Annotated in this window: 10 protein-coding genes; 6 read left to right on the forward strand and 4 right to left on the reverse strand. The window is 55.1% G+C overall.

Going from position 1 to position 12,636, the window contains the following annotated elements; all coding sequences use genetic code 11:
• Nucleotides 1-233 precede the first annotated feature (233 nt).
• On the forward strand, nucleotides 234-2,090 hold the full coding sequence (locus K429_RS0114590; RefSeq protein ID WP_026367355.1) for an SLC13 family permease: 1,857 nt from the start codon (nucleotides 234-236) through the stop codon (nucleotides 2,088-2,090).
• 37 nt (nucleotides 2,091-2,127) lie between these two features.
• On the opposite strand, the gene K429_RS0114595 is transcribed toward K429_RS0114590, so the two are convergent.
• The 4 genes from K429_RS0114595 to K429_RS30685 all read right to left on the reverse strand — a co-directional run bounded on the left by K429_RS0114595 (nucleotide 2,128) and on the right by K429_RS30685 (nucleotide 4,273).
• Entirely contained in the window at nucleotides 2,128-2,382 is a 255-nt protein-coding gene (locus K429_RS0114595; protein WP_026367356.1) for a hypothetical protein, read from the reverse strand.
• Between the two features lie 6 nt (nucleotides 2,383-2,388).
• Nucleotides 2,389-3,144 carry a ParA family protein gene (locus K429_RS0114600; RefSeq protein ID WP_026367357.1) on the reverse strand — a complete coding sequence of 252 codons (756 nt, stop codon included), beginning with the start codon at nucleotides 3,142-3,144 and terminating at the stop codon, nucleotides 2,389-2,391.
• A gap of 245 nt (nucleotides 3,145-3,389) precedes the next feature.
• Entirely contained in the window at nucleotides 3,390-3,806 is a 417-nt protein-coding gene (locus K429_RS0114605; RefSeq protein ID WP_026367358.1) for a single-stranded DNA-binding protein, read from the reverse strand.
• A gap of 206 nt (nucleotides 3,807-4,012) precedes the next feature.
• Nucleotides 4,013-4,273 carry a hypothetical protein gene (locus K429_RS30685; protein ID WP_197031242.1) on the reverse strand — a complete coding sequence of 87 codons (261 nt, stop codon included), beginning with the start codon at nucleotides 4,271-4,273 and terminating at the stop codon, nucleotides 4,013-4,015.
• A gap of 287 nt (nucleotides 4,274-4,560) precedes the next feature.
• Between K429_RS30685 and K429_RS0114610 the strand changes: the two genes are divergently transcribed.
• From K429_RS0114610 to K429_RS0114635, 5 genes are all read left to right on the forward strand, one after another.
• Nucleotides 4,561-5,802, forward strand: coding sequence for a DUF3575 domain-containing protein (locus K429_RS0114610; protein WP_044096680.1), 1,242 nt, complete (start codon nucleotides 4,561-4,563; stop codon nucleotides 5,800-5,802).
• A complete protein-coding gene (locus K429_RS0114615) occupies nucleotides 5,799-6,875 on the forward strand; it encodes a DUF6562 domain-containing protein (protein WP_026367360.1) in 1,077 nt (358 codons plus the stop codon). Before K429_RS0114610 ends, K429_RS0114615 begins: the two co-directional genes overlap by 4 nt.
• Before the next feature lie 346 nt (nucleotides 6,876-7,221).
• On the forward strand, nucleotides 7,222-9,627 hold the full coding sequence (locus tag K429_RS0114625; protein ID WP_155923410.1) for a DUF6562 domain-containing protein: 2,406 nt from the start codon (nucleotides 7,222-7,224) through the stop codon (nucleotides 9,625-9,627).
• Between the two features lie 513 nt (nucleotides 9,628-10,140).
• Nucleotides 10,141-11,436: a DUF3575 domain-containing protein gene (locus K429_RS0114630; RefSeq protein ID WP_026367363.1), complete on the forward strand. Its 1,296-nt coding sequence runs from the start codon at nucleotides 10,141-10,143 to the stop codon at nucleotides 11,434-11,436.
• Nucleotides 11,433-12,512: a DUF5119 domain-containing protein gene (locus K429_RS0114635; protein WP_231501855.1), complete on the forward strand. Its 1,080-nt coding sequence runs from the start codon at nucleotides 11,433-11,435 to the stop codon at nucleotides 12,510-12,512. The genes K429_RS0114630 and K429_RS0114635 overlap by 4 nt, the downstream gene beginning before the upstream one ends.
• Nucleotides 12,513-12,636 lie beyond the last annotated feature (124 nt).

The following is a 12,636-nucleotide window of genomic DNA, read 5'->3' on the forward strand; positions in this document are numbered from 1 at the left end:
CCGACTTGTTCGGGGACTATTTTTTTTGCTTTCATTTTGTCATGTCATTCTGCACGAAACAGAGAATCCGCAGCCCAAAGCAAATGCTTTCATGACCTTTTCCTTGTTCCGGATGACATAATGGCAACACCCTTGGGGATTACCGGACAATTTCTCATTCGGATAATACGCTGGAATATTGCGGATTATGCTGCAAATCACTATCTTTGCACAGTTTTTTAAAATCCTTGTTTATGCTGATAACGCTTATAATCCTTATCCTCTCCGCCGCTTTTTTTGTAGCCGGCAAAGTCCGTTCGGACATTGTGGCGCTCTGCGCATTGATCGGTTTGCTCGTTTTTCAGATTCTGACTCCGGAAGAGGCCCTGTCGGGATTCTCCAACTCGGTAGTGATAATGATGGTGGGGCTGTTCGTGGTAGGCGGCGCCATCTTTCAGACGGGCTTGGCGAAGATGATAAGTTCCCGCATATTGAAGCTGGCGGGTAAAAGCGAGTTGAGACTTTTTCTGTTGGTGATGCTGGTAACATCGGCCATCGGCGCTTTTGTCAGTAATACGGGAACGGTAGCCTTGATGCTTCCCATTGTTGTAAGCCTGGCAGTGAGCGCCGGTATGAATCCGGGACGATTGTTGATGCCTCTGGCCTTTGCCAGCAGCATGGGCGGCATGATGACGCTTATCGGTACGCCGCCGAACCTTGTTATTCAGAATACGCTGACGGGTGCGGGGTTCGAGCCCTTGTCCTTCTTTTCGTTCCTGCCCGTAGGTATCGTATGCGTGATCATCGGTACGTTGGTGCTGTTGCCCCTGACCAAGTGGTTCCTTTCTAAAAAGGGAAAGAGCGAGAGTGCGTCGTCCGGCAAATCCCTGAACCAACTGGTGGATGAATACGGACTGTCGAACAACCTGTTCCGTTTGTGTGCCGTCAGCGATTCGCGCCTGATAGGCAAAACGGTTATCGAGTTGGATGTCCGCCGTAAATACGGGTTTAATATTCTGGAGATACGCCGCAGCGAGGCTTCGCAGCACAGATTCCTGAAAACGATCACCCAGAAGCTGGCATCGCCCGATACTACGATATGGGTGGGAGACGTGCTTTACATCATGGGAGACGTTGCGGATGTGAACCGCTTTGCCGGGGATTATTCGTTGAAGATGATTGACGGCCATACCACCGAAGAAACGGTCAGGACGGGCAACAAACTCGACTTCTATGACATCGGGATAGCGGAGATCGTATTGGTGCCTTCCTCGAACATTGCCAACCATACGGTCAAGGACGCGGGATTTCGTGACAAGTTCAACGTAAACGTATTGGGAATCCGCCGTAAGAAGGAATATATCCTGCAGAATCTGGGAAATGAGCGTATGCATAGCGGCGATGTGCTGTTGGTGCAGGGCGCATGGCAGGACATCGCGCGTTTAAGCAAGGAGGATGCGGAATGGGTCGTGCTGGGGCAGCCTCTGGACGAAGCCGCCAAAGTAACGCTGGACTATAAAGCCCCGGTAGCTGCGGCTATCATGGTGCTGATGGTGGCGATGATGGTATTCGATTTTATTCCCGTAGCTCCTGTCACGGCTGTGATGATCGCGGGACTGCTGATGGTATTGACCGGATGTTTCCGTAATGTGGAAGCTGCATACAAGACGATCAACTGGGAGACTATCGTACTCTTTGCCGCCATGTTGCCGATGTCGTTGGCGTTGGAGAAGACCGGCGCTTCGGAGTACATATCCGGTAGTCTGGTGAGCGGATTGGGAAGCTACGGGCCTATCGTGCTGCTGGCCGGCATTTACTTTACCACTTCCTTGATGACGATGTTTATCAGCAACACGGTAACAGCCGTTCTTATGGCTCCTATCGCGCTTCAGAGTGCGGTACAGATAGGCGTCAGTCCCGTGCCGTTCTTGTTTGCGGTGACGGTGGCGGCAAGCATGTGTTTCGCTTCTCCTTTCTCCACACCGCCCAATGCGCTGGTGATGCCGGCAGGGCAATATACCTTTGCGGATTATATAAAGGTAGGGCTTCCCTTGCAGGTTGTCATGGGGGTAGTCATGGTATTCGTGCTTCCCTTGCTGTTTTCTTTTTGAGCATATCCCAAGAAACGGCAGGCGGCGGGGCGACCCGTCACCTGCCGTTTTTCTCCAGATACTCTGTCATCGCCTCGTTCACGATGTCCTTCAGGGACATTCCCTTTTCGATGGAGAGCAGCCTCATGCGGGTATGTATGCTCTTGTTGATGACGAAGTTGCAATGCACCGCAGGCTCTTTCTCCGCCTTGACGGGTGCGGGCTCTTTCTTTTGCGGGGCTTTCCCTGTGGAGGACAGCAGACCGTCCAGCCCGCTTTTCATGCCGTTTTTCAATAAATCGCTTTTGCCCATATCGTATTATTTTAGTTTCAGCACTTCCTGCGCCAGCGACATGTAGTCCTTGGCACCGTTGCAGTTCTTGTTGTACTCGAAGATGTTCTTGCCCTTGATGGGGGCTTCGGCCAGTGCCACGTTGTCCCGGATGACGGTCTTGAACACCTTGTCGCAGAAAGATTCGCTGATGATCTCCGACACGCTCTTGTTGAGCGTCTTGCGCCTGTCGAACTGGGTGATGACAATGCCGCCGATGTTCAGCTCCGGGTTCAGGCGCTCTTTGACAATCCCGACCACGTTCGTAATCTTCGCCATTCCGCGCATGGCGAGGAACTGCGCCTGCACCGGAATTACCAGATAGTCCGAGGCGGTAAGGGCGTTGAGCGTCAGCAAGCCCAGCGACGGCGGGCAGTCTATCAGGATGTAGTCGAACTTGCAGGTGTCGAGAGCCTTTGCAATCAGCCCTTTGAGTATCAGTTCGCGCCCCGGCTCGTTAATCAGCTCGGATTCCGCCGCCGACAGGTCGAGGCAGGACGGGACAAGGGTCAGCCCGTTTTCGAGCCGGACCAACGGCAAGGGGTATTCTCCCCGCATGGCCCCGTACACGGTCCGCTCCTCCTCGATGGAGAGGCCGCAGGACTCGGTGAGGTTCGCCTGCCCGTCCATGTCGATCAGCAGCACGCGCTTTTTCTTCTGCTGCAAGGCGGCGGCGAGGTTGATGGCGGTAGTCGTCTTTCCGACCCCGCCCTTGTGGTTCAAAACAGCTATAATTTTCGTCATAACTCGATGTCTTTATTTCAGATACAAAGATAATACTATTTTTAGTAAATACTATGATTAGCATCTACTATTTTACTACTTTACTACAATTAGTATCATAGTATCTACTACTTCGCTATTTTACTAACCGGCTAAATGCAGCATATACTACTTTTCGTAACCGGGGAGGTTTACCAACTTCCTACCTTACTACTATTAGTATATACTACATTTAGTATCGGCTTGTTGTCAAGGCCCTATGGCTGTCAGAACGGCAGGTCGTCCTCGTTGTCCTGCGGCGTGCCGGCAGGAGGCGCGGGTACGTCGTCCGCTGCGCCGGCCTGACTGTCTTCCGCATCGGCAGCCGTTTCCTCACGCTTGCCGGTATTGATGAACTCCAGCGAGTCCGCCGTGATGGAGAGCTGTATCTGGCTCTCTTCGTTCTTGTCCTTCCACAGCGAGGCCGAGAGCGTTCCCACGATGTGTACCAGCCTTCCTTTGGTGAGGTATTCCGACAGGCGGATGTGGTTTTCCTTCTTGCTTCGCACCCTTACCCATGTGGTAACATTGTTACCGTGCGAAAAGTCGTCTACCGCGATGTCGAAAGCGATGAATGAGCCGTGTGCTCCCGTGATTACCTGGCAATCTTTGCCGATGCGTCCGTTGGTGTGTACATGTAACATAACTTAAAATGTTTTGCGGCAAGGTGGTCAGTCCTGCCATTACCTAAACTTGTTTTTGTTTTTTGTTTCCCTTTGCTCGGTTCTTTTCTGCCCGAACCGCTTGGGATTTACAGATGCGGTACAGGGCTGGCGAACAAGCCCTTTCCGGCGCTTTTCCCGGAAAATTACTCTTTCGCAGAAAGGAAGAATTTTACGAGGAATGCACTTCAAAGTGACGGAATCAGGCGCGACAGCCCACCTTTGCTTCTGGAAAACCAACCGGCGAGGACAGGATGAGCCGGGAAAGCGACAAGAGGGAGAAGATAGAATAGGAAGAAGGTACGGCTGATACAAACGGCGGAGGTACGATATAAGGGAATGGAACCGGGAACATGAGCCGTACGAATGCGATGTATAACCGGATCGGAAGAAGGAAGATAGAAAAGGACATTCCGGCAGAGCCTTGTTATCTCCAACGACCTCGTCATCGGCGGCCTGTAAGCGGTCAGTAGGCGGACAGCATGGAGATAAAAAAATCCGTTTTCTCGAAGAAAACGGATATGCGATGCAAATATAATACAATCAACTGAAAACAAAGTGAATACACCGAACTTTTTTACCGCTTTTTTGTTCTCCCGCCTTTTGTCCGCCTTTTTCGGGGGGGGGTAAAACACTGGTTTACAACGTATTATATAAATACATCCGTTTTCTTCGAGAAAACGGACGCGTGAGCGAGGTACCGAGAACGTACAAGAACCATAATACGAACCAATATATGAACAGAAAAATAATCATCCCGTTGCTCGTCCTTCTTCTGGGCATCCTTCGTGGCTTCGGTCAGGAGAGCCGCACGGAATTCTGCGTGGGGTTCCGTGTGAACAGCACGACCATAGATAGCGGCTTCGGGAAGAACGCCGAGCGTCTCTCGGAGCTCCTATCGTTTCTGGAGCAGATAAAAGCGGACAGCACCGTGCGGATCACGGGAGTGGCGTTCTGCGGCACGGCCTCCCCCGAGGGCGGGTCCCAGCTGAACAAGCGTCTGGCGCAGGGACGTCTGAAAGCCCTTGAAAAGACCGTCCGCGGGGAAATCCCGATACCCGACAGTATCGTTACAAGAAACGACGAGTACATCCTGTGGGACGATCTGGCCGCGATGGTCGGGGAATCCGATATGGCCAACAAGGAGGCGCTCCTCTCCATCATCAGGGAGGGGACGGACGCCGTGGGGAACAGCCCCGCGACGGACAGCCGCATTCCCGCCCTGCAAAAGCTGGACAACGGGAAGAGCTGGCGGGAGCTGAACCGCCGCTTCTTCGGGCGTATGCGCAACGCCTGCGTGGTGTTCATCACCTTCCGGAAAGAGCCCGAGCCGGAACCGGAGGAAGCCGTAACGGAACCGGAGCAGGCCGCCGTCGATACGGCAGTTATCACCGAAACGGTTGCCGTTGCCGATACGGTGCCGGCAGCACCCGCCGACGAGGGTTGGCGGCGCAGGCTGTACGTGAAGACCAACGGCGTGGGCTGGGCGATGGGGATAGGTAACGTCGCCGTGGAAGCCGACCTCGCCCCGCACTGGTCGCTCTGCGTACCGGTCTATTACTCGGCATGGAACTACTTCCGCTCCACGGTGAAGTTCCGCACGCTGGCCGTCCAGCCCGAAATACGCTACTGGTTCGACGGGAACAACGGGGGCTGGTTCGCGGGGGCCCACTTCGGCTACGCCCAGTACAACTTCGCCCTCGCCGGCGAGTACCGCATACAGGACCACGACGGGACATCGCCCGCCCTCGGCGGCGGCGTGAGCGCGGGCTACCGTATGCCCGTGAGCCGCAACAAGCGCTGGAAGATGGAGTTCTCGCTCGGCGCGGGGGTGTACGGCCTGCATTACGACAAGTTCCGCAACGAGGAGAACGGGCTGCCGGTGGCTACCGTGAGGAAGACCTTCTTCGGTATCGACCAAGCCAGCGTCTCCATCGTGTACACGTTGGACTGGAAAAGAAAAGGAGGTGCAAGATGAAAAGACTATACGAACATATCGCAAGCCGCGTAATATGCAGGCTCCTGCCCGCGCTCTGCCTCGCCGTGGTGGCGGCAGGCTGCGACGTGCACGAGTTCCCCGAACTGCCGCAGGAGGCCGCGTTCACGCTCCGGCTGGACTTCGACACGGAGCTGCCGCTGCACAAGGAGGTACAGTACGCGGTGCGCTCCGCAGGGGCAGCGAACGCCTATGACGTGCGCCACATCGTGAGCGTCCACCGTCTGGCCGCGGACGGCAGCTACGTCCGGCAGGCGGACAGGCTCTTCGTGTTCACCTGCGACGACGAGGCCGGCCTGAACTGCTCGCACGAGCTCACGCTCGCCGAAGGGAAGTACAACTTCTTCGTCTGGACGGACTATGTGCACGAGGGCACGACGGCGGACAACTACTACGCCACCCCGGACTTCGCGGAGATCATCCTGACGAGCCGCACCGACCATGCGGGCTGCGAGGAGTACCGGGACGCCTTCCGGGGCTCGCAGCAGGCCACCGTAACGGTAAGGAAGGACGGAATGCGGGAGGCAAGCAACGTGGCCACCGTAACGATGAAGCGCCCGATGGCGAAGTTCAAGTTCGTCTCCACCGACTACGGGCAATTCGTGGAAGAGGCGCTCAAAGCGCGGGCCGGCACGGAGGGAACGGAAAGCACGGACGGCACGGAGAGCGGGACGCGGGTCGTCGATCCCGCCGACTACCGGGTGGTGTTCCGCTACACGGGCTTCATGCCCTGCTCGTACAACATGTTCACCGACAGACCCGCGGACTCGTGGACGGGCGTCTCCTTCGAGGGCGGCCTGAAAACGCTCGGCAACGACGAGGTGGAGCTCGGCTTCGACTACGTCTTCGTCAACGGCTCTGAGGCGGGCGTCTCCGTGGCGGTGGAGGTTTACCACAAGGACGGCGGGCTGGTCGCCTCGTCCCCCACGATAAACGTCCCGCTGGTGCGCAGCAAGCTGACGGTGGTGAAAGGCAGCTTCCTGACCTCCGTGGCCGAGGGCGGCGTGGGGATAGACCCCGACTTCGACGATGAGTACAACATAGAGATCAAATAGTTACCCCCGACAACCGCAACCGACTATGCGTACCACCTACAATATATTGACTAACAGCGTTTTACCCCCCCCACCGAAAGACTGAAAGAGACGGGGCCGGAACGGGTGCGGAGGGGCGGTCTCCCCCCGTAGCGTGTGCCGGACCATGGCCGTACTATGGCCGCAGGAGAGCGTCAGCAGATGCGTCGCGGACGGCGGAGCATAAGGACGGCAGAAGCCGGAACCGACGGCAACGACGACAGCCGGAAGGAACCGCACACCATGGGAAGGGCGGAGCCTGCCGGACGGAAAAACAGAAACGAGAGTTTTTTTTATATAAAATCATTTACCCCAAAAAACAAAATTCATGATGAGAAAAATTTTATCATTGTTCGCAATCGCCTCCATGCTGGTTGCGACATCGTGTTCGAATGAAGAATTCTTCGACAGTGCGAAAAACGGAACGGAAGCCAACGTGAGCTTCACGGCGCAGCTCCCGGAGGGACTGCAAACGAAAGTGACGACCCGGGCATACGGGAACGGTAAGACGGCGAAGACACTTACCTATGCCGTGTATGATGCGGAGTGGAATTTGCTCGACCAGCTCGGAGCAAGCGACCTGAAGATCGAAGGTTCTGCCGACGTCAAACTGACGCTTGTGAACGGAAAGATCTACAACATCGTGTTCTGGGCGGATTCCTATACAGACGGTGATGAGAATGCGGCGCTTACGTTTGACAAAGAGAAAAAGAGTGTTAAGGTCAATTACAGTAAGGTCACTACCAATTCGGATGATCTGGACGCATTCTTCCATGTGGAAAGAAATTACAAGGTTACCAATGCTGAAAGCAAAGTGGTGAAGCTGAAACGTCCCTTCGCACAGCTCAATATCGGTACGGAGGATTGGGAAGCAGTAAAAAACAGCGGAATGGAGATCAGCAAGACCGGCGTTACGGTGAAGAATATCTACAACGAGCTAAATTTCCAAACCGATGAAGTAAGCGGCGAAGGTGAGGTGACAATCCCTTCGGGAGTACTCCCCGGCGAGGAAGAGACGTTCCCCGCTGGCGCAGAATATAAATATCTGTCCATGAACTACCTGCTCGTCAGCCAAGACAAGATGACGGTGGATGTAACCTTCAGCTATGACGGTAAAACGCGTGAGTTAGGCGCGAATATCCCCGTGCAGCGCAACTGGCGCACGAACATCTTCGGTAACCTGCTTACAAGCCAGAGCGACTGGAAGGTGGAGATTGAAGAGGCTTTCGACGACACACATACTTATAGTGGTTATGGTTCATTGGATGAGATCATAGAGAACGGTGTTTCTGAAATCTGGTTGACCGGAAACGCTGAAATTACGGCGGACAAAGTACTGACGAGAGATCTCACTATCCACGGTAACGGCTATACTCTGACCGTCGATGGATATACTTGGAAAGATAATACAGGTACCCTGACATTGGATAATGTAACAGTCGTTGATACAGAAAGCTATGATGAGAAAGGCGGATGGGAATATACGAATCTTGAAATCAACAAGGTCATAGCGACCAACTGTACTTTCAAGAACGGTCTGATGATCAGTGGGAAGTCGGCATTCACAAATTGCTCTTTCACGGAACCTGACAAAGGCCAATATGCCGTCTGGGTATCGGGAGGCAATGTGGATTTCAACAACTGTACGTTCCAAGGCGCCCGCGGACTGAAAGTGCACAATCAATACGGCGATTATCAAAATGGCTATAAGGGTACAATCAAAGTCGAGGATTGTAAATTCTTTATAGGAAGCAAGCCGGGTGCATGTTTCGGACAGCTTCAATCTTCTGCGAAAATCTCGATTACGAACAGTCTGTTCGTTTGTGCAGCGGGAGACCAGAATTTGTATATCTACGAAAAAGATTATAATTTGGGTACAATCACTGAAAGTGGCAATACGATAGTCAAGCCTTTCAACAATGAACCTTCTTATACAATACCGGCGAATGTGTCCGCCTATGCACCGCTGATCAGTATGCCGGGCACTGCGGATGAGTTGATTAGCGCATCGGTGGTTATCGATGGAGGGGGCAATACCATCACCAGCTATGTTTCCGGAATCGATGCCTGCACCGATGTTAACGCGTACAACGATGTCGTTGTAAATAACATGTACAACGTTGTGGGTGCAGATGTAACCGTGAACAACCTTACGCTAACGGGTACCATGACCAATATGACCGTGGGCAGTTACAGCTTGAAGGGCACTAACAAAGACGCTTCTAATGTGGTTCTGAACAATGTAACCTTGACGGATATACAGAGCGGGCCGCAGTGGAACTATGCGGCAATGGTCGTATTCAACAAGGTTACGCTTAATAATTGCTCCGTTACGGGAACCACGCCCTGCACCGAGTTTGTGACAGAGGCAACCCAATATCCTGACTATACCAGCAATCCCGGCAATTGCGTGGACGTAAACTTCGCAAATCTTTCCACTGTTACCGTAAATGGCGGGTTCTATGGAACTGTCCGTGCACAGGCCCAGGCAAATGTGACTATCAAAGCGGGAACCACAATCAAAGTGCTGACGGCGGAAACCATCAATGCAAATGGGGGTAAACTGCTGATTGAAGCCGGTGCGAATGTTGTCGATCTGGTTATCGACCAAGCCACATACGCGAGTCGTATCAATGTCGTGATTGAGGAGGGTGCAGAGATCCGTTCCATTACCCTGAACGGCGTTCCGGCCACGGCAGCCGATGTCAATGCCATTTCCAGCAAATTACCATAATAACGACCAGTAAGGAGGCCGGTTACCGTTTACCCGCAGGCAACCGTTAAAGCCGGGGAAGCGGAGCCGCCTCCGAAGAAGAAAACCTGAAATTACAAGATTCTGCCTTGTTTTGCGCCGATGGCGCAGGACAAGGCAGTTTTTTTGTGCGCCCTCTGGAACCGTCTGTCTCCTTCTGACCGGGCACTCTTCGCTTCCGGGCGTGGCGTCATGGCCGTACATCATTCAGGCAGCCATCGGCGGTCTGTCTGTAAGCGGAAAAGCAGGGAGATAAAAAAATCCGTTTTCTCATGGAAAACGGATTGCGAATGCAAATATAATACAATCAACTGAAAATGAAATGAAAAGGGCGAACTTTTTTTTCGCTTTTTTGTTGTCCTGAATTTTGTTTATTCTTTTCGGGGGGGGTAAAATGCTGGTTTGCAGTGTATTATGTAAATAGTCCGTTTTCCATGAGAAAACGGACGCGCGTGCGAGGTACAGAAACGAACAAGAACCATAATACGAACCAGTATGAACAAGAAAATAATCATCCCGTTGTTCCTGCTCCTGGGCTGCCTGCCGTGCTCCGGCCAAGAGAGCCGCACGGAGGTCTGCGTGGGGTTCCGCGTGGGCGGCAGGACGATAGAGACGGCCTACGGCGAGAACGCCGCACGCCTGACGGAAATCATCTCGCTCCTCGACGCGGTGCGGGAGGACGAGAGTCTGGAACTCACGCGTATCACCTTCTCCGGATGGGCATCGCCCGAAGGGGGCGGCGTGCGCAACCGGCAGCTGGCGGGAGAACGCCGCGCGGCTCTGGAACGCTATGTGCGCTCGCGGGCGGAGATACCCGACAGCCTCGTGGAACGAACGGAGGCGGGAATCGCATGGGAACGCCTCGCGGAGCTGGTAGAGGCTGCGGACCTGCCCTACCGGGAAGAGGCGCTGCATGTGCTGCGCGACCTGCCGGAATATACCTACGACAAGACGGGAAGGCTGACGGACAGCCGCAAGAAGCGGCTCATGGAGCTGCAATGGGGACGCGCATGGCACGACATGGCGGCCCGCTTCTTCGGGGAGCTGCGCAGCGCGGGGACAATCGTCGTGACGGTGCGACACATCCCGGAGCCGGAACCGGAACCTGCGCTCGAGCCGGAACCGGAAGTCGTCGTGGAGACACCGACGGAGGAGCCCGTAGCGGTGATACCCGCGGAGCCTGCCGAGGCGGTGGCCGTGGCGGAAGAGGAACCGGCACGCAAGCCTTTCTACATGGCGCTGAAGACGAACATGCTATACGACGTGGCGGGAGTGCCCAATATCGGCGTGGAGTTCTACATAGGACGTAACTGGTCCGTGGGTGCGAACTGGATGTATGCCTGGTGGAAGGGCGAGAACCGCCACCGCTTCTGGAGAGTCTATGGCGGCGACATCGCGATACGCAGGTGGTTCGGGAAACGGGCCGCAGAGAAGCCGCTGACGGGACACCACCTGGGGATATACGGGCAGGCCTTCACCTACGACTTCGAATGGGGCGGCAAGGGATACATGGGCGGCGAGCCCGGAGGATTGCTCTGGGACGGGCTGAACTACGCGGCGGGCGTGGAGTACGGATACTCGCTGCCGATAGGACGGCGCCTGAACATCGACTTCACGGCAGGCATAGGATACTGGGGCGGAAAATACTACGAATACACCCCGCTCGACGGGCACTACGTATGGCAGGGCACGAAGAAACGCCACTGGTTCGGACCGACCAAGGCGGAGGTGTCGCTGGTATGGCTGCTGGGAAGGGGTAACTACAACGGCAAGAAAGGAGGCGCGAAATGAAAAAGATACGCTATGCAATGACATCGGTGAGGGGGACGAGAAGGAGCACAAGATACATACCCCTGCTGGCGGGGGCGCTCGCGGCACTGGTTTCCTGCGAGCACAAGGAGCTGTGCTTCGACCACGACGTACACGCGCCAAAGGTGCAGGTGGCCGTCGAGGCGGAATACGAGAGGGAGTGGCGCTACACATACGAGGGCGGCACGGAATGGGCGGACCATCCCGCATGGGGAGAGTCGTTCGGGATGGAGTACGACGACCTGCGCCCGGCAGTGCCGGAGGGACTGCGCGTGGTGGCGTACAACGCCGACGGCTCGAACACGGTGTCGAACACGGAACCCGAAGGGGGAACGGTGTCGATACGCCCGGGAGAGCACGCGATGCTGTTCTACAACAACGACACGGAGTACATCGTCTTCGACGGCATAGAGTCGTACGCCGCGGCGAAGGCGACGACACGCACAAGGACAAGGGCCTCGTATCTGGGGAACTCCTACATGGAGAACCGGAGCGAGAACACGGTGAACCCGCCCGACATGCTGTACGGGAACTACATGGAGTCGTACACGGCCCTGCGGACACTGGAAAAGGACGTGATACCCGTGAAGATGCACCCGCTGGTGTTCACCTATCTGGTGCGCTACGAGTTCAGCGGGGGCCTGCAGTACGTGGCGCTGGCACGCGGGGCGCTCGCTGGAATGGCGGGGGCGGTCCATCTGAACAGCGGACGCACAGCCGAGGAGGAGGCGACGGTGCTCTTCGACTGCACGGTAGAGGAGTTCGGGGCGCAGGCGCTGGTGCGCTCCTTCGGGATTCCGGACTTCCCCAACGAGCACTACACCGCATCGAGGGTGGAGCGCACGTACGGCCTGAACCTGGAAGTGAGGCTGAAAAACGGCAAGATGAAGTATTTCGACTTCGACGTGACGGACCAAGTGAAAAGCCAGCCGCAGGGCGGCGTGATCGTGGTGCATGACATCGAGATACCCGACGACGAGGGTATGGAAGGCGGCTCGGGATTCGACGTGGACGTGAACGGATGGGGCGACTACGAGGACATCGACCTGCCGCTGTAAACCGGACAAGGAGAAAAGGGAAAGGAAAAACCAGACCGGGAAAAAACGGGAAAAGGAGTGCCGCAAATGGCGCAATATATATCAATCCTTTATTTATACTACTTTTTATATTTTGTTTCATTTA

The organism is Bacteroides sp. 14(A) (assembly GCF_000526555.1).
GTDB lineage: Bacteria > Bacteroidota > Bacteroidia > Bacteroidales > Bacteroidaceae > Bacteroides > Bacteroides cellulosilyticus.